The sequence below is a fragment of the Vogesella margarita genome, assembly GCF_028548475.1.
Taxonomy (GTDB): Bacteria; Pseudomonadota; Gammaproteobacteria; order Burkholderiales; family Chromobacteriaceae; genus Vogesella; species Vogesella margarita.
The window spans coordinates 86,543-105,079 of the sequence record NZ_JAQQLE010000009.1 but is presented as its reverse complement, the minus strand read 5'-3'; the positions used below and the strand labels follow the sequence as shown (position 1 = coordinate 105,079).

Below are 18,537 nucleotides of genomic sequence, written 5' to 3'. Positions count from 1 at the left end.
CCCAAGAAAGCGCGCATTGTAGCGGCAATGGCGGCGCAGATGTTGCATAGCAGTATTGCACACCGCTCATTACGGCCATTTTACGGCTTTTCCATGCCGGACAAGGGCGGGCGGGGCGGGGCGGATGGTCGCAAAATCAAGGCTTAACATCGTCATCCGGCGGCGGTTTGTCCGGCCTGGCTGGTGCGGCGGGGTGTTGTTTTTTTTGCCAGCGGCGACGGTACAGCGTGGCGGCGCGCAGCAGCACCGAGACACCGGCAAAACCGAGCAGCAGCGCCAGCGGCAGCGCCGCCAGCCACGGAAACAGTACCAGCAGCAGCGCGAGGCCGAGCAGGGTCAGCGCGATGCTGAGGAAGGAGGCGGCCTCGCTCTGCTCCACGCTGCGGGTACCGCGCACGGCGGCGCCGACGGCATCGCCGATGCGCAGCGCCTGGCGCGCGGCGGCGGCGGCCCCGATCACCGCCTGCTGCCGCACCGGCAGCCGGCGACGCTCGCCGCGTGCGTGTTTCAGCGCCGGACGCAGGTGCTGGCCGCTGAGCACGATCTCGGTGGCGTGGTCCAGATCGTTCAGGAAGCGCGTTTCCATCTGTCGCGCCAGCGCCTCGTCCTCGATCGCCAGATCCAGCTCGCGGTTTGCCAGCCAGCTGGAGAGGTTGAGATTGGTGGAGCCGATACGCGCCCAGCGGCTGTCGGCGACCGCGGTCTTGGCGTGAATCATGGTGCCGTCCCACTCGAACACCCGCACCCCGGCGCTGAGCAGCGGCCGATACAGCGTGCGCGACACGGTGGCGATCCAGCCGATGTCGCTGGCGCGCGGCACCAAGAGGCGCACGTCGACGCCGTCGCGCGCCGCCTGCTGCAGGGCGGTGAGGTAGGTGGTGGTGCCCATGAAGTAGGCGTCGGTCAGCCACAGCCGCCGCCGCGCAAAGCCGGCGATCAGCAGGTCCAGACGCATCAGGTTGGCGGTGGCCGGAGTGGTGGCGATCAGGCGTGCGGCGACTTCGCCGTGGCTGCCGTGGTCGGTGGCGACGTGCGGCAGCGCGCCGTCGCCGGCGTGCAGCCAGCTGTCGGCAAAGGCTGCCACCGCATCGTCCAGTAACGGCCCCTGCAGTCGCAGCCCGGTATCGCGCCAGTCGTTCCAGCGCGAGCTGGCGCACAGGCCGCCGATGAAGGCGGTGTGACCGTCGACCACGATCAGCTTGCGGTGGTCGCGGCCCAGCAGACGCAGCCCCCTGGCAAACGACGGCGGCTGCCACACCCGCACCTCGGCGCCGGCCTGCAGCAGCGGCTTGAAAAAGCCGCGGTAGTGTTCGCGCCAGCAGCCCAGCCAGTCGTAGAGCAGGTACACCCTGACACCTTGGAGCGCCTTGTCCTGGAGCGCGCTGCGCAGCCGGCGACCGAAGTCGTCGTCGGCGAACAGGTACATTTCGATCAGGATGCTGTGTTCGGCCTGGGCGATGGCGTCCAGCCAGGCGGCAAAGTTGGCCGCGGCGTCGAACAGCAGTTCGACGCGGTTGCCGGTCACCAGCGGTGCGCCGGCCGAGCGTGCCAGCGCCTGTTCGGCCAGCAGGCGGAACAGGCTGCGACTGGGGGCGGGACGGCCATCGAGCATGCTTATTGTCTATCCTGTTTTGTATACATTACACAGTAGTTTGTAGGGTGTCGGACGCACCTGATTCTGGTCGTGTTTTTGAATGTTGATGTCTCTTAAACATAAACTTTTGCAGCGTTCGTGTTGTATTTTATTTGGATAAAATCAAGCTAACTTGTTGATTTTATGTTGATAATGCGTCGCACAAAAAGCGGTTGCAGGTCAGCTATCTTGACCTTAGAATCAATCCATTCGCTACACATTATAATCAGGGACCTAGAATGGACAGACAGCGTTGGTTGGAGGGCACCTTATACAGCCCCGACTTCGAACAAGACAGCTGTGGCTTCGGCTTGATCGCACAACTGGACGACAAGCCCTCGCACTGGCTGGTGAATACCGCCATTTCCTCGCTGGCCAAGCTGACGCACCGCGGTGCGGTCGCCGCCGACGGCAAATCCGGTGACGGCTGTGGCCTGCTGTTCCGCAAGCCGGACGGCTTCCTGCGCGAAGTGGCCGCCGAAGCCGGCATCACCCTCAAGGCAGTGTACGCCGCCGGCCTCGTGTTTGCGCACCCGCAAGAGGGCGAGCGCAGCCGCAACCGGCTGAAGGAGTATCTGGAGCAGCAGGGGCTGGAAGTCGCCGGCTTCCGCGCGGTGCCGATCGACCTCGCCGCCTGTGGCGAGCAGGCGCTGGCATCGCTGCCGAGCTTCTACCAGGTGTTTGTCAACTGCCCGTTCGGCATGGACGAGCTGTCGTTCCAGCGCCGCCTGTACATGGGCCGCCGCCAGGCGGAGAAGGCCAACAAGGCCGACGACCCGTACTTCTACCTGCCGACGCTGTCGCCGCACACGCTGTCGTACAAGGGCCTGGTGACGCCGGACAACCTGCACAAGTTCTACCTGGACCTCTCCGATCCGCGTTTCGAATCCAGCCTGGCGGTGTTCCACCAGCGCTTCTCCACCAACACCTGGCCGCAGTGGAAACTGGCGCAGCCGTTCCGCTTCCTCGCCCACAACGGCGAGATCAACACCGTGCAGGGCAACCGCCACTGGGCGCGTGCGCGCGAACGCATCATGTCCTCGCCGCACATCGACATGGACGCCATCCGCCCCATCGTGCAGACCGACGGTTCCGACTCCATGTCGCTGGACAACATGCTGGAAGGCCTGCTGATGGGCGGCATTCCGCTGTTCCGCGCGCTGCGCCTCCTGGTGCCGCCGGCATGGCAGAACGTGGACTCCACCGACAAGGACCTGCGCGCGTTCTACGAATTCAACTCCATGCACATGGAGCCGTGGGACGGCCCGGCCGGCATCGTGCTGACCGACGGTCGCTACGCCGGCTGCATGCTGGATCGCAACGGCCTGCGCCCGGCACGCTGGGTACTGACCAAGGACAATATCCTCACCATCGCCTCGGAAGTGGGCGTGTGGGACTACAAGCCGGAAGACGTGGTGAAGAAGGGCCGCGTGAAGCCGGGCCAGCTGTTCGCCGCCGACCTGCAGACCGGCGAGATCCTGTATCCGGAAGACATCGACGCGCAGCTGAAATCCGCCAAGCCGTACCGCCAGTGGATCAAGGATGCCGGCTCGCGCCTGGAGCTGTCGATCGAAGACGACGCCGGCCTGGAAGCGTGGCCGAAAGACCAGCTGCTGACCTACCAGAAGCTGTTCAACATCAGCTTCGAAGAGCGTGACCAGATCCTGCGCGTGCTGGCCGAAGACGGCCAGGAAGCCGTCGGCTCCATGGGTGACGACACGCCGATGGCGGTGCTGTCGCAGCGCGTACGCTCGCCGTTCGACTACCTGCGCCAGCAGTTCGCGCAGGTGACCAACCCGCCGATCGACCCGATCCGCGAAGCGATCGTGATGTCGCTGAACACCGTGTTCGGCCCCGAGCGCAATATGTTCGAGGAGACCGCCGAGCACGCGAAGCGTCTGGAAGTGCGCAGCCCGGTGCTGTCGCGCGAGAAATTCCTGCGCATCACCACCCGTCCGGAATCCTACCTGAAGGCCACCACCTTCGATCTGTGCTACGACCCGAGCGAGAGCACGCTGGAAGACGCCATCCGCAAGCTGTGCGCCCACGTGGTCGAGGCGGTACAGGAAGGCACCGTGATCGTGGTGCTGTCCGACCGCACCATTGCGGCCAACCGTCTGCCGATCCACGCGTTGTTTGCCACCGGCGCCGTGCACCACGCTCTGATCGACGCCGGCCTGCGCTGCAAGTCCAACATCCTGCTGGAAACCGGCACCGTGCGCGACCCGCACCAGATGGCGGCGCTGATCGGCTACGGCGCCACCGCGGTGTACCCGTACCTCGCCTATCAGAGCATTGTCGACCTGGTGGCTACCGGTGACGTGAACCTGCGCGTGAACGAGGCGCTGCAGCACTACCGCAAGGGCATCAACAAGGGCCTGATGAAGGTGCTGTCCAAGATGGGCATCTCCACCATCGCCAGCTACCGCGGCGCGCAGCTGTTTGAAGGTATCGGCCTGCACGAAGACGTGGTGGCACTGTGCCTGAAGGGCACCGTGTCGCGTATCTCCGGTGCCAGCTTCGACGACTTCGAGGACGACCAGAAGAAACTGTCGAAACTCGCGTTCAACCCGATGCGTCCGGTGACCCAGGGCGGCCTGCTGAAGTACGTGCACGGCGAGGAGTACCACGCGTACAACCCGGACGTGGTAATGACGCTGCAGAAGGCAGTGCAGAATACCGACTACGACGCCTACAAGCAGTATGCCGAGCTGGTCAACAACCGTCCGGTGGCAATGTTCCGCGACCTGATGACGCTGAATTTCGACGGCATCACCCCGATCTCCATCGACGAGGTGGAACCGGTGGAAAGCATCCTCAAGCGTTTCGACTCCGCCGGCATGTCGCTGGGCGCGCTGTCGCCGGAAGCGCACGAGGCGATGGCCACCGCGATGAACCGTCTGGGCGGCCGCTCCAACTCCGGTGAAGGCGGCGAAGACCCGTCGCGTTACGGCACCGAGAAGATGTCCAAGATCAAGCAGGTGGCGTCCGGCCGTTTCGGCGTCACCCCGCACTATCTGGTCAACGCCGAAGTGCTGCAGATCAAGGTGGCACAGGGCGCCAAGCCGGGTGAGGGTGGCCAGCTGCCGGGCGACAAGGTATCGCCGCTGATCGCCAAGCTGCGCTGCTCCAAGCCGGGCATCTCGCTGATCTCGCCGCCGCCGCACCACGACATCTACTCCATCGAAGACCTGGCACAGCTGATCTTCGACCTGAAACAGGTGAACCCGACCGCGCTGGTGTCGGTGAAGCTGGTGGCCGAGCCGGGTGTCGGCACTATCGCCGCCGGCGTGGCCAAGGCCTACGCCGACCTGATTACCATCTCCGGTTACGACGGCGGTACCGGTGCCAGCCCGCTGGCGTCGGTGAAGTACGCCGGCAGCCCGTGGGAGCTGGGCCTGACCGAGGCGCAGCAGGTGCTGCGCGCCAATGGCCTGCGCGGTCGTGTGCGCGTGCAGACCGACGGCGGCCTGAAAACCGGCCTCGACGTGATCAAGGCCGCCATCATGGGCGCCGAGAGCTTCGGCTTCGGTACCGGTCCGATGGTGGCGCTGGGCTGCAAGTTCCTGCGCATCTGCCACCTGAACAACTGCGCCACCGGCGTGGCCACCCAGGAAATCAAGCTGCGTTCGAAGTACTTCATCGGCCTGCCGGAAATGGTGATGAACTACTTCCTGTTCATCGCGCAGGAAACCCGCGAGTGGATGGCCAAGCTGGGCGTGCGCAACATGGAAGAGCTGATCGGCCGCATGGAGCTGCTCAACCTGGAAGCCGGCGTCACCGACCGCCAGCACAAGCTGAACCTGGCGCCGCTGCTGTCGCAAGGCACCGTGCCGGATGACGTGCCGCGCTTCTGCGTCACCGACTCCAACCCGTCCTTCGACAAGGGCGAGCTGGCCGAACAGATCCTGAAGGATGCGCTGCCGGCGATCCACAACAAGCAGATGCTGGAACTGCGTTACGACATCGAGAACATCCACCGCTCCATCGGGGCGCGCCTGTCCGGCGAGATCGCCCGCGTGCACGGTGCTGCCGGCCTGCCGTTTGGCTGCCTGAAGGTGAAGTTCAGCGGTTCGGCCGGCCAGAGTTTCGGCGTGTGGAACGCGCCGGGCCTGCACCTGGAGCTGGAAGGCGACGCCAACGACTACGTGGGCAAGGGCATGGCCGGCGGCCGCGTGGTGATCTACCCGCCGAAGGACGCCGCCTACAAGCCGGACGAGTCCATCATCATCGGTAACACCTGCCTGTACGGCGCCACCGGTGGTCAGCTGTTCGCGGCCGGCGTCGCCGGCGAGCGTTTCGGGGTGCGCAACTCCGGTGCACTGGCGGTGATCGAGGGCGCAGGCGACCACTGCTGCGAGTACATGACCGGCGGCAGTGTGATCGTGCTGGGCGAGACCGGCTACAACTTCGGTGCCGGCATGACCGGTGGCTTCGCCTTCGTATTCGACCGTGCCGAGAAGTTTGCCTACCGCTACAACAACGAGCTGATCGATATCAACCTGATCAACGGCGAGGCGATGGGCATGTACCGCGCCTACCTGCTGGAGAAGATCGCCAAGCACGTCGAGCTGACCGGCTCCGAAACCGGCCGCGCGATGCTGGAGAACTTCGACGACTACGTCGACTACTTCTGGCTGGTGAAACCGAAGGCGGCCAAGCTCGAAAGCCTGCTGAAAGACTAAGGGACGGGCGGACTGTCCGCCCCCGAACAAGAAAGAAACGCCTTGCGGCCAACGTTGGCCGCAAGGACGGAGGAATGATCATGGGTGACGTTTTCCAGTTCATGAAGCTCTCGCGCAACCCCGGCGACAAGGTCGAGGCCGCGGTGCGCAAGATCGAATTCAAAGAGATTTACACCCCGCTGCACGCGGTGGACGCGGGTGACCAGGCCGGGCGTTGCCTGTCCTGTGGCAACCCGTACTGCGAGTGGGAGTGCCCGGTGCACAACTACATCCCCAACTGGCTGAAGTTGGTGAAGGAGGGCAAGCTGTTCGAGGCGGCAGAGATGTCGCACAAGACCAACTCCCTGCCGGAGATCTGCGGCCGAGTTTGCCCGCAGGACCGCCTGTGCGAAGGCGCCTGCACCCTGGAGCAGGGCGGCTTCGGCGCCGTCACCATCGGCAGCGTGGAGAAGTACATCACCGACGAGGCGTTCAAGGCCGGCTGGCGTCCGGACATGTCCAAGGTGGTGTGGACCGACAAGAAGGTGGCCATCATCGGCGCCGGCCCGGCCGGCCTCGCCTGCGCCGACGTGCTGGTGCGTAACGGCGTCAAGCCGGTGGTGTTCGACCGCTACGAGGAAATCGGTGGCCTGATCACCTTCGGCATCCCGGAGTTCAAGCTGGAAAAGAGCGTGATCAAGACCCGTCGCCTGATCATGGAAGAGATGGGGGTTACCTTCCGTCTCAACACCGAGATCGGCGTGCAGGTCACCATCGACGAGCTGCTGGAAGAGTACGACGCGGTGTTCATGGGCATGGGCGCCTACAAGTTCATGAAGGGCGGTTTCGACGGCGAATACCTGCCTGGCGTGCTGGAAGCGCTGCCGTTCCTGATCAACAACGTACGTCACAGCATGGGCACCCTGCCGGAAGGCGAGGCGCACCAGTCGATGCAGGGCAAGCGCGTGGTGGTACTGGGTGGTGGCGACACCGCGATGGACTGCAACCGTACCGCCATCCGCCAGGGCGCCAAGAGCGTGATCTGTGCCTACCGCCGCGACGAGGCCAACATGCCGGGCTCCAAGCGCGAAGTCGGTAATGCCAAGGAAGAGGGTGTCGAGTTCCTGTGGAACCGTCAGCCGCTGGGCATCGGCGAAGGCGCCGACGGCAGCCTACGTCTGCATCTGGCGGAAACCCGACTGGGTGCACCGGACGAGAAAGGCCGTCGTGCCGCCGAGGTGGTGGAAGGCTCGGAACAGATCATCGAGTGCGACCACGTCGTGATCGCCTTCGGTTTCCAGACCGAAGCGGCAGACTGGTTCGGCCACACCGGCATCAAGACCGACAAGCGCGGCCGCACCGTGGCACCGGAAAAGCAGCAGTTCAAACACCAGACCAGCAACCCGAAGATCTTCGCCGGCGGCGACCAGGTGCGCGGCGCCGATCTGGTTGTGCGGGCGGTGTTTGAAGGCCGTCAGGCGGCGGAGGGGATGCTGAGTTATTTGCAGGTGTGGTAGTCCTAACCAACGCATAAAAAGCCCCGCCAAACAAGGCGGGGTTTTTTATGATGCAAAAATTGCATTCAATACTTGCCTAACCTCTTTATAGAGAGTGGTTGTAAGTGAAATTTAGTCTGCCGGCCTACCTGAAATACTATCTGCATCCAGACTTGCCTGTCCGATCAGGCCTTTTTTCTAGGCAATTGTGCCAGACAAGCTTTGTTCAGCTTGCGGCGAGTCTTGTCAAACACCCATCCCCACTTGTTGAAATACAGCACGGCTGAGCGGATATGTGCCTTTAGCAGCTTCTTGTCAGAGTACGAGGCTTTTGCAAAGTGATGGGTCACGCTCATGTCCGGCAGATACAGATTGCCAAAGCGCACGGCACAGCGACGTGACAGATCGACATCCTCCATATACATGAAGAAATTGTTGTCAAAACCGTTCAACTCCAGTAGTGCCGCAGCGCGGAACAGCATGAAGCAGCCGGATAGCGACGGGGCAAAGAAGGCCTTGTCAAAGTCTGCATGGCGCAGCATATAGCGTTGGTCCAGCTTCTCTGCCAGCGGTGGCAAAAAGCGGCGGGCAAACAGATTGGCCGGAGTAGGCAGCAGCTTGCACAGCTCCTGCTGCGTGCCATCCGGGTAAACAATGCGCGGCATGAACAAGCCTGCTGCATGCCCACTGAGCCCTGCCAGGTAATGGTCCAGATCCGAGCTATGAAACTGGATGTCCGGATTGCAAATCAGGAAATAATCCGCCTGTCCGGCAAAGGCCCGTATGGCCTGATTGTGACCATGACCATAACCACCATTACGGTCCGAGCGGATGTAATGCACTTTGGGCTCTTGCAGCTGCTCGGCCCATGCACAGCCACCATTGTCCACCAGCACCAGCCGGCTCAGGCTCTGACAGCCAAGCAAGGCATCCATGGTGGGCTTAACGTCCTCGTACTGATGCTTGTACAGAACAATGGAAGCAATCAGCTGCGGCATATCAGTATTTCCCATTCAGCCCATCCCTCAGTCCACGCCACAGCGAACGCACATAAGCCAGTTTGTTTTGGCCAAACAGAATCAATACCAGTTGATGCACCAGATTGAAGGTAATCTCCCGCACTGCCAACAAGGTTGGAACATGCCGCATCTTCAACAGGAAAAAGGCATTGCGGATACGGTAATAGCGGCGGAAGGCACTATGCACCGGTACACGCCACTTCAGCAGTTGCAGCGAGTTATCACCGATGGCGTGCAGCATCTGCACCTGCGGATTCACATAAATGACGTAACCTTTGGCATGCGCACGCAGACACCATTCGGTATCGACATAATCAATGAAAAAGCGCTCATCCATCGGGCCGATGGCACGTAAGGCATCTGCCGAAACAAGGCTGCCGGAAGAAATGATCAGTGATGCCGCGAAAGGCTGCTTCATATGCTGCGTATCAATCTTTGTCCGCCGGCCATAACGGTCAATATTGACAATCTTGTAATGAAAACCGTGTTTCTTATCCACAAAGGCCGGGCCCAGTGCAGCAAGTTGGGGCTGCCCTGACTGGATGTGTTCAAAGGCCGTCACTTGCTGTCGGATGAAATCCGAGTCAATGGTGCTGTCCTGGTCGAAGAACACCACATAGGCATAGTCATGATCCAGTGCAAACTGGATACCGACATTCTGGGCATGTGCTATGCCAGTATTCTTGTCTAGTAAAATACTGCGACAGCGATCTTGGGTTTCTGTGATGCTTACGATGCTCTCTTTATTATGGGAGTTGTTATCAATAATGATAACGAAATCACTTTGCCGAGCCAATGCATTGGTCAAAGAAACAAGATTATCAATTTCAGGATTATAACTGACGATAATAGAGCATGTTTTACATTTCAGCATTATTTCTCTTGGAGTCTGAATTTTTCAGATTAATTTGCAATAGATTTAAATTGGTTTTGATGGTTTTATATATTTGAAAAATAAATTTGCAAACTGTCTGTGGTGTGATCGAGATAAGGAAAAGTAATATTTTTTTGCATTGGGAACTACGTCTCAGGAAAGCGTAATGTATGGAGTAGAGCTCATGGTTGTAATTGTTTTGACTACGATACATTATAAGTGCTTTTGTTGACAATATTTTTGTATTTAACGAGTGGGAAAGTTCCAGTTTCTCTAATTCGTTTTTAGTAAAGTATTCTGCAAAGCTTTGAACAAAATTGCACCAGTCCCGTGCGAATACATCGATGACATTTTTTGACCAATAGCTATTTTTCTTGGGGTTTGTAGTAATGGACTCTTCCCCAATCCAAATGACTTTTGAGTCTGGTTTCAAGACAATAGACAACGTGATACCAGTTTGTGGGAAGTTCTTCCATTTTCTAATGTCTAGATTATGAAAGGATATTGCCGATTTTCTGTAAATACTGGAACCTGTCAATGTAAGGTGCCAGGCTGTTTCAATCAAAAAATTTTTTTTGTCGTAGACAGTGCGCGACATGGTATTGGATATCCTGTGTGGTGCATTCACACAAATTATGTCGGGTTTTTGGTCATCAATCTGTCTTAGAATTTTCTCTATGAATCCAGGCGTAATGTATATGGAGTCCCCAAGGTACCATATATATTCCGCATCTGGTAGATTTAATGTAGAAATACAGTTTTTATCATGTCCATGGCTGGGTTTGTTTGAAGTGTAAAAAATATTTTGATAAGAAATTTTTTTTAGTACTTGGGCTGTCTTTGTGTCACTGCTATCGTCGGATATGTAAATGGGAATTTGATGGGCAATTAATTCCGGAAGCATTGTTTCAATGTTTTCAGAAAGGATATCGGCGCGATTGTATGTTGGAATCGCAATTGCAAGTTTATATTTAAAGTTCATGATATTTTCTGGTAGAAATTACGGATCCCATCCACGAGTGGTGTTGCGATGAAGTTAATTTCACCTTGCAATTTTTTGATGTCAAGAATTACTGTTTTTACATCAATATTTCTAGCGCTGGAAAATGTCAGATTCGGTGTTAAGCTGGTAATATTGCTGATGACATTGATAACATCAAGCAAGGAATGACCATCGCCTGAACCAATATTAAATGTTTCATTTTGCACTCGCTTGTTGATTAATTCCTTGGTTGCCCATGCAAGATCATCAATGGTAATGTAGTCACGAATGATTGAACCATCTCCCCATATCTCAATTGGCATCCCATTTATTATTTTATGTAAAACTGTGGCAATGAATCCCTGGACGCCATCTTTGTGTTGATCGCTGCCATATGGGTTGGAAGGACGTATAATCAAATGATTTATTTTAAAGTTACTGCTGTAGAAATGTAAGTAGCCTTCAATGATTTTTTTGGATAAACCGTAATAGGAAAGAGGATTCAGAGGTGCTGTTTCATTGGTGGGAATGTTTGCATGGTTTCCATAAATAACACCGCCAGAGGAAAAGTATACATAGAGTATTTCCTTGTTTTTTATTTTGTCCAGCAAGGAAATTGTTGGAAGAATCAAATTCTCGTTTTCTGCGTAAAAATCGACAAATTGACTTGATGGAATCAAATTTGATGCGCAATGGATAATAGTTGAAATATCTTCGTTTTCAATCAGATCTGCTAGCGCGTCAACTGCTTTAATGCTAATGTTGTGATGCTTTATATTTGGCTCGTCAGAATATTTGCCATCTCGAACCGTTAGGTGAAGATAGTGATTTTCATTTTTAAGTATTTTAGTTAACGCGCTGCCAATAAAACCAGTTCCGCCCAAGATAAGAGTATTATTTACTTTCATGGTTCAAATCCTTGTGCAGAATTGCCTTTATTATCTTGATGATGATGTTAAATAGAGTTAAGCATGCTTTTACTAAAATTTTACCAGGAAATTTTTCTATGTATGACTTGTCTGACCAATAGTTTTCAACCTGAATTGTTTGGACACAGGTTGTTAGATTGATCAATTTTGCAAATACGTTTGGTACATTTTTCTCGAGAACAAGTTTTCTCCTGAGTTCAAGAGATTGACTAGTAAAAAGTTGCCTCGTAACTTCCTTCATGCTTTCATTTTCAGCAATTCTGTAAAGTGCTATGTCCTTGTTTATTAATGTGAGTGGACCAATTTTACATGCCCAACGACACCAGAATTCATAATCTGATATGGGATACCAATTGTCTTTGAAACCACCAATTGCTAATGCTTTTTCACGATCAAATATAATGCCCAGAGTTCCATGAAAGAAGTTTTTGAAAAACAAGTCCAGTATGAATATTTGAGAAATATATTCTGAGTTATCGGGAGATGACTTAATATTGGATTGTTCAATCCTTTGATCAAGCACAGATGTGCGAAATGCAAATAAATATCCCTTTGATATGTTTTTTTTAATTTGCAGTATCACTTCGTCAATGAAATTTTCTTTGACAAGATCATCGTCATGCAAAATTGTAATGAATTTTCCCTTGGCTAATTGCATGCATTGATTCCAGTTTCCTACCATCCCAAGATTACAACTATTACGGTAATATACAGGATTCAAAGTACTGAAATTTTCCATGATCATTTCAGAGATGTCGTTATTGCCATCGTGATCGTTGTCTACAATAATAATTTCAATATTGATATTCAAATTGCATTTTTTTAGGCTTGAAAGCGTCTCTGCGAGAAGATGCTTTCTTTTGTAAGTAGGGATGGCAATAGTTAGCAATTTTTGTGCATTGTTTGATTGCAGGCTATCTGTGTTTTTCATTTATGAATCGCAATATTTTACAGTGTTCTCAAGTAACGAGTTACAGTAAGTGGCCATTTCCAATTGTTATACAGAGCCTGAACGATTGCTTGGGAGAGAATTAAGCCGCCAATTCCAAGTGTTGTATAATGTGTACTCAGTACACTCAAAACAACCACGGACCCACCTGAAGTAAGGGATGCGTTTACAAAAGGTACTTTATTTAGGGTGGTTAAAAATGTTGCACTAATTGTGTGATTGAGTTCTAGCAGTAAAGTAATGGCAAGGATAGTAAGCCATAACGTGTCAAGTAGATGTGTCCTGCTTTTTATGATGGCTAATGCAGGCCCTCCAAGTAAAATGAGAAAAATGGCGCTAGTTGAAAAGATGATCCAGCAAAAATATAGAGAATTCTTATATATTCTAATTGTGCTTGCTTTGTCTTTTTTTACATGCATTGCTGTAATTTGTGGGATTTTTAAGGTGAATGGCAAGCTGGAAAATGTACTGAGCACAGATAGTATTTGTAAGGAAATTCCGTAACTGGCTGCGGCGCTCAATCCCAATGTGCTGGATGCAATTAACTGATTTGCACGCAATATCATGAATGATCCAAGCTGTACTACTCCTAAACGCCATGTGCTATGCCATAAAAGTTTTATTAAATGATTAATCTGTTCTTTGTTCGACTGTTGTGTAGTGTTTTCTGATTTGAAGTGCGAGTTGAATTTTGCTCTTATATATGAACGGCTGATAATTATGGAGATAAAATTTCCAATAATAATTGCATTTAGTGAAAGATTAAAAACTATCAAAATGCTGCTTGTCAGCAAAAATGCTATTTTGTTGATTGATATTGTTTTGTTGACAATTGATTGATGTCCTGCGCCCTGGAATATTCCGTTTAGGTAAGTAAAGTAAAAATTTATCACAATACCGATACTGTATAGTATCCATGAGAGGAGTGCTTGATCCGTATTGTTTTGAGCTTTGGTTGTGAGGTGGACATAATATGAGCCAACACTGAGCAACATTAAAAAGGCAAGGAGGGAAATTAATAAATATGTTCTTCTGCAAGCACTAATCATATCGTGTAGCAGAGGTGTGTTGAGTATTTCCCCGCTTGCGGTGGGCATTTCTCCAGCGTTGATGTTTTGTGCCCCTGCAAAGATATAGCTAATGTAACGGGTGATAGTGGGTTGGAGGCCAAACTCCAGTAGTTGAACTAGCGATGTGATTGCCAGAAATGAATACCACAGTCCTAAATCATTACTCCCAAGGAAATGAAGCATGAGTGGAAGTAGAATCAAGCCGCTCCCGATATTAAGGAATTGGGCGCAATAACCCCATACAATGTCATTGAAGTTGTTGGTTTTATTTAATGACTTTTCATTCCCTGGCATAATATTTTCTTTATTCCTTCTTCGAGGCTGAATTCACATGTCCAGTTTGGTAGATTTCTATGGCACTCCCAAGGTTTCATTACTTCGCGTAGACGGTAGGGGAGTGCGGAAAATTCAATATTCAATTTCTTCTGACTGATTTTGCTGTAAATGGCGACAATTTCTTGCAGGTTATGCAGTTGTCCACTTGCGACTGTAAATGTCCCGGTAAGTTTTCCAGATTGTTTGATGGCTATTTCATAGGCGTTGAGAACGTCATCTATGTAGACAATATCAAGAAGTTGCTGCCCCGGAGATATTTTCAATGTTTTTCCTGTTTCTGCAGCATCTTGTAAAAAATGAAACAGTTTTTTTCTTTCGTCGTCGGGACCAAATGTATCAAATAGTTCAAGGGTGAGTGCCTTGAAGTGATGTGCTTCTTGGTAAAACTTCAGCATATCTACAAAGGCTTGTTTACTTGCGGCATATAAATTGACGGGATTGTAATCGCTGTTTTCATAATGTTGCCATGATGTTCCCGTATTGATAATTTCAGTTAACCCGCATGTATGCATTGCTTCCAATAAGTAGCATGGAAACTTGATATTGGAATCAATGAGGTTGCCGATGTCTTCAGGTTTGTGCTGTGTCAGGAATAGTGAAGCTACATGAATGACTAGGCCCGATTCCTTGTCTTTCATACCATCTAGCAGACTATTAAACGTCCCATCATAAAAAATTTTCTCAGTGTCAGCAGGCAGGCTGGAAAGTCGGGGGCTCTTTTCTCTAACAACCACGCTAACAGAGTGGCCGCGTTCTAACAGCCGGTATAGCAGTTTGCGGCCTATGTATCCTGTGGCCCCAGTCAGGATGATCTTTCTCATTCGTGATTTTGCCTGTATTCGGAAAGAGTTGGGTGTTGCATGTCTCGTTCGGAAAGAATGGGTTGTTGTATTCCCCAATCAAAGCCAAAGCTATCCCAGCGAATGCCGCTGTCAGCACTGGGAACATGATGTAGATCGGTTTTGTACATCATCATGGATTGATCTTCCAGCGCCAGAAACCCATGTGCAATGCCAGCGGGAATAAACAAAACTCTTTTATTCTCTCCGGAAAGAACAGTACTTTTCACACGCCCGAAATGTGCACCTTCCCGCAAATCCACTAGTACATCTAGCACAGAACCTGTGAGGCAGTAGACAATTTTTGCATGGGCATGAGGAGCCCTTTGAAAATGCATGCCGCGTAATACATTCTTGTGTGATACGGAGTAAAACTCTTCATGCAGATTGAAGTCCACTCCCAGGCTGTGCATGGAGTCATCATGAAATGTTTTCACGAATTCTCCACGATGGTCCGTAAACACCTGTGGTTCCAGTAACAAACAGCCTGGAAGTAGTTCTTCAATGATTTTCATGTGATTCTCAGAAATTCACGCCAATGATGGTTTCAAGCTTTTCAACGCTATAATCCAGCATGTCTTGCGTCAGTGCCGGGTGCACGCCGATCCAGAAGGTGTTGTTCATCACCAGATCGGTATTGGTCAGCTCTCCGCTTACGCGATATTGCTGGCCATCCATATAGGGCTGACGGGTCAGGTTGCCGGCAAACAGCAGACGAGTGCCCACACGGTGCTGGTCGAGGTATTGCAGGACATCGACACGGCTGATGCCGCTTTCCGGGCGGATGGTAATCGGGAAGCCAAACCAGGACGGATCACTGTTTTCGGTGGCTTCCGGCAGGATCAGGAATTCACTGCAGCTTTGCAGGGCATTGCTCAGGTAACGGAAGTTGTCCTTGCGTGCCTCGATGAAGCTGTCCACCTTGTCCAGCTGGGCCAGCGCACAGGCGGCTTGCATGTCGGTGATTTTCAGGTTGTAGCCCAGATGACTGTAGGTGTACTTGTGGTCATAGCCAGCTGGCAGGCTGCCCAACTGCCAGCCAAAGCGCTTGCCGCAGGTGTTGTCGCAGCCCGGTGCGCAGTAGCAGTCACGGCCCCAGTCGCGGAAGGATTCGATGATTTTTTTCAGTTCGGTATTGTTGGTGAATACCGCGCCGCCTTCACCCATGGTGATGTGGTGGGCAGGGTAGAAGCTGAGGGTGCCGATATCGCCAAAAGTGCCGACCAGTTTGCCGTCATAGGTACTGCCCAGTGCGTCGCAGCAGTCTTCGATCAGCCACAGACCATACTTGTCGCACAGCTCACAGATGACTTTGAGGTTGTAAGAATTGCCCAGCGTGTGGGCCAGCATGATGGCCTTGGTCTTGCTGGTGATGGCGGCTTCAATCAGCTCGGGCTTGATGTTGTAGGTGGGGATGTCGACATCGACGAACACCGGCACGGCACCGAATTGCAGGATGGGATTGACCGTGGTTGGGAAACCAGCGGCAACACCGATGACTTCATCACCCTTGCGGATAGCGCGCTCGCCCAGTTTGGGAGAGGTCAGGGCGGAGAAGGCCAGCAGGTTGGCGGAGGAGCCCGAGTTGGTGGTCAGCAGGTGGCGTACGCCCAGGAAGGCGGCCAGGCGCTTTTCGAACATGTCGTTGAAGCGACCGGTGGTCAGCCAGCCGTCCAGCGAGGCTTCCACCATGTTTTTTAGCTCGGCACCGTCAATCACCTTGCCGGACGGCGGAATGACGGTCTTGCCTGCTTCAAACGGGCGGGGGGCCATGGCAATGGCGGCGTATTCGTCAACCAGCAGGGCAATCTGCTGGCGAAGTTTTTGAGCTTTGTCTTGTGTGCCCATCAATTCTGTCCCTTGGCGGGTTGGGCCTCAAAGGCCTTGATTTGTTGAATGGTGATGTCTTGCATATTGGCACCTGCCAGGTGGGCACGATGCCAGCTGCAGATGTGCTCAAGGGCGGTGGGCAGCGACCAGCGTGGCTGCCAGTTGAGGCGGGTTTGCGCCTTGCTGCAATCCAGTCGCAGATAATGGGCTTCGTGCAGGTCTGCACCGGCAGGATCGATCTGATAGCTGGCACCATCGCCCCAGACGCGAGTAAGGGTATCCACAATCCATGCGACAGGCTGTGCATCTTGAGGGCGGGGGCCAAAATTCCAGCCTTCGGCAAATTCACAGCCGGCGTTGAACAGCCGCTCGGCTAGTAGCAGATAGCCAAACAATGGTTCCAGCACGTGTTGCCACGGACGGATGGCGTGCGGGCTGCGAATCTGCACAGGCTGAGCCTGTTCGATGGAGCGCATGATATCGGGAATCAGCCTGTCTTCTGCCCAGTCGCCGCCACCGATGACATTGCCGGCACGGGCACTGGCCAGTGCCACACCATGGCGTTGGTAGTCGGCCGGATTGAAATACGAATTGCGATAGGCACTGGTAACCAGTTCGGCACAGCCCTTGCTGTTGCTGTATGGGTCGTAGCCACCCATCGCTTCGTTTTCGCGATAGCCCCATAGCCATTCACGGTTTTCATAGCATTTGTCGCTGGTGACATTGACAACGGCGCGCACGCTTGGTGTTTGCCGCACGGCTTCCAGCAGGTAGACCAGGCCCATGACATTGGTGGAGTAAGTCACGACCGGGTTGGCATAGGAGTAGCGCACCAGCGGCTGAGCGGCCATGTGGATAACGATGTCTGGTTGGGCCAGCTGCATTGCCTGCATGAGTTTTGCCGGATCCCGGATGTCGCCGATGATGGAGGTCATGCCTGCACCAACGTAGGCGCTTTCAAACAGGCTTGGTGTGGTGGCCGGTTCCAGCGCGTAGCCGGTGAGCTGAGCGCCCAATTGTTGCAGCCACAGCGACAGCCAGCTGCCCTTGAAGCCGGTATGCCCGGTCAGGAAGACCCGCTTGCCCTGCCAGAATTCAGGCCTCATTCCCATACCTTCCAGGGGGCCCGACCGCTCTGCCACAGCTCTTCCAGATAGTTCTTGTCGCGCAGGGTATCCATGGGCTGCCAGAAGCCTTCGTGACGGAAGGCCGCCAATTGTTGCTGGCTTGCCAGCTGTTCCAGCGGTTCGCGCTCCCAGATGGTGGCGTCGTTGTCGATGGTGTCGATCACCTTGGGCGACAGGACAAAATAGCCGCCATTGATCATGCCGCCATCACCCTTGGGTTTTTCCTTGAAAGTGGTTACTTTGTCGGCCTGGATGTCCAGGGCGCCGAAACGGCCTGGAGGATAGGTGGCGGTAAGGGTGGCTAGCGTATTTTGCTGTTGGTGGAAACGTACCAAGGCGGTGATGTCAACATCGCCGACGCCGTCACCATAGGTGAAGCAGAAAGCTTCTTCGTTTTCCAGATATTTGCGTACCCGCTTCAGGCGTCCACCGGTCATGGTGTCTTCGCCTGTATCGACCAAGGTGACGCGCCATGGTTCGGCATGGCGTTGGTGCACTGCCATGCTGTTGCTGGACATGTCGAAGGTGACATCTGACATGTGCAGGAAATAGTTGGCAAAGTACTCCTTGATCACATAACCCTTGTAGCCGCAACAAATTACAAAATCGTTTATCCCGTGGTAGGAGTAGATCTTCATGATGTGCCACAGGATGGGTTTGCCGCCGATTTCAACCATGGGTTTGGGACGGACGGAAGTTTCTTCGCTGATGCGCGTTCCCAGTCCGCCTGCCAAGATGACTGCTTTCATGAAAGTTGTCCGTTCGATCAATAAAGCTGTGCAGCATTGA

At 53.7% G+C, this 18,537-nt stretch carries 14 protein-coding genes; 2 read left to right on the top strand and 12 right to left on the bottom strand.

Annotated elements, in window-relative coordinates; all coding sequences use genetic code 11:
- Window positions 1–136: 136 nt before the first annotated feature.
- Entirely contained in the window at window positions 137–1,612 is a 1,476-nt protein-coding gene (locus PQU96_RS10975) for a phospholipase D-like domain-containing protein (RefSeq protein ID WP_272772366.1), read from the bottom strand.
- A gap of 260 nt (window positions 1,613–1,872) precedes the next feature.
- Between PQU96_RS10975 and gltB the strand changes: the two genes are divergently transcribed.
- Window positions 1,873–6,318 (top strand): glutamate synthase large subunit, encoded by a 4,446-nt coding sequence (gene gltB, locus PQU96_RS10970; RefSeq protein ID WP_272772365.1) that lies wholly within the window; start codon window positions 1,873–1,875, stop codon window positions 6,316–6,318.
- Window positions 6,319–6,398: 80 nt separating this feature from the next.
- Window positions 6,399–7,814 carry a glutamate synthase small subunit GltD family protein gene (locus tag PQU96_RS10965; protein ID WP_272772364.1) on the top strand — a complete coding sequence of 472 codons (1,416 nt, stop codon included), beginning with the start codon at window positions 6,399–6,401 and terminating at the stop codon, window positions 7,812–7,814.
- 164 nt (window positions 7,815–7,978) lie between these two features.
- Here the strand turns inward: PQU96_RS10965 and PQU96_RS10960 are convergent, their stop codons facing one another.
- From PQU96_RS10960 to rfbF, 11 genes are read right to left on the bottom strand one after another with little or no spacing between them, the layout of a single operon-like run.
- Entirely contained in the window at window positions 7,979–8,791 is an 813-nt protein-coding gene (locus PQU96_RS10960; protein ID WP_272772363.1) for a glycosyltransferase, read from the bottom strand.
- A gap of 1 nt (window position 8,792) precedes the next feature.
- Window positions 8,793–9,686: a glycosyltransferase family 2 protein gene (locus PQU96_RS10955; protein WP_272772362.1), complete on the bottom strand. Its 894-nt coding sequence runs from the start codon at window positions 9,684–9,686 to the stop codon at window positions 8,793–8,795.
- Window positions 9,673–10,668, bottom strand: a complete 996-nt coding sequence (locus PQU96_RS10950) for a glycosyltransferase family 2 protein (RefSeq protein WP_272772361.1) — start codon at window positions 10,666–10,668, stop codon at window positions 9,673–9,675. Before PQU96_RS10950 ends, PQU96_RS10955 begins: the two co-directional genes overlap by 14 nt.
- Entirely contained in the window at window positions 10,665–11,576 is a 912-nt protein-coding gene (locus PQU96_RS10945; protein ID WP_272772360.1) for an NAD-dependent epimerase/dehydratase family protein, read from the bottom strand. Before PQU96_RS10945 ends, PQU96_RS10950 begins: the two co-directional genes overlap by 4 nt.
- Complete coding sequence (locus PQU96_RS10940; protein ID WP_272772359.1) at window positions 11,563–12,528, bottom strand: glycosyltransferase family 2 protein; 966 nt, start codon at window positions 12,526–12,528, stop codon at window positions 11,563–11,565. Before PQU96_RS10940 ends, PQU96_RS10945 begins: the two co-directional genes overlap by 14 nt.
- A gap of 17 nt (window positions 12,529–12,545) precedes the next feature.
- A complete protein-coding gene (gene wzx / locus PQU96_RS10935; RefSeq protein WP_272772358.1) occupies window positions 12,546–13,910 on the bottom strand; it encodes an O-unit flippase-like protein in 1,365 nt (454 codons plus the stop codon).
- A complete protein-coding gene (locus tag PQU96_RS10930) occupies window positions 13,886–14,773 on the bottom strand; it encodes an NAD-dependent epimerase/dehydratase family protein (RefSeq protein ID WP_272772357.1) in 888 nt (295 codons plus the stop codon). The genes wzx and PQU96_RS10930 overlap by 25 nt, the downstream gene beginning before the upstream one ends.
- Window positions 14,770–15,306: a dTDP-4-dehydrorhamnose 3,5-epimerase gene (rfbC, locus tag PQU96_RS10925; protein ID WP_272772356.1), complete on the bottom strand. Its 537-nt coding sequence runs from the start codon at window positions 15,304–15,306 to the stop codon at window positions 14,770–14,772. Before rfbC ends, PQU96_RS10930 begins: the two co-directional genes overlap by 4 nt.
- A 7-nt stretch (window positions 15,307–15,313) precedes the next feature.
- Window positions 15,314–16,639 carry a lipopolysaccharide biosynthesis protein RfbH gene (gene rfbH / locus PQU96_RS10920; protein WP_272772355.1) on the bottom strand — a complete coding sequence of 442 codons (1,326 nt, stop codon included), beginning with the start codon at window positions 16,637–16,639 and terminating at the stop codon, window positions 15,314–15,316.
- Entirely contained in the window at window positions 16,639–17,727 is a 1,089-nt protein-coding gene (rfbG, locus tag PQU96_RS10915) for a CDP-glucose 4,6-dehydratase (protein WP_272772354.1), read from the bottom strand. The genes rfbH and rfbG overlap by 1 nt, the downstream gene beginning before the upstream one ends.
- Window positions 17,724–18,497, bottom strand: coding sequence for a glucose-1-phosphate cytidylyltransferase (gene rfbF / locus PQU96_RS10910; RefSeq protein ID WP_272772353.1), 774 nt, complete (start codon window positions 18,495–18,497; stop codon window positions 17,724–17,726). Before rfbF ends, rfbG begins: the two co-directional genes overlap by 4 nt.
- Window positions 18,498–18,537 lie beyond the last annotated feature (40 nt).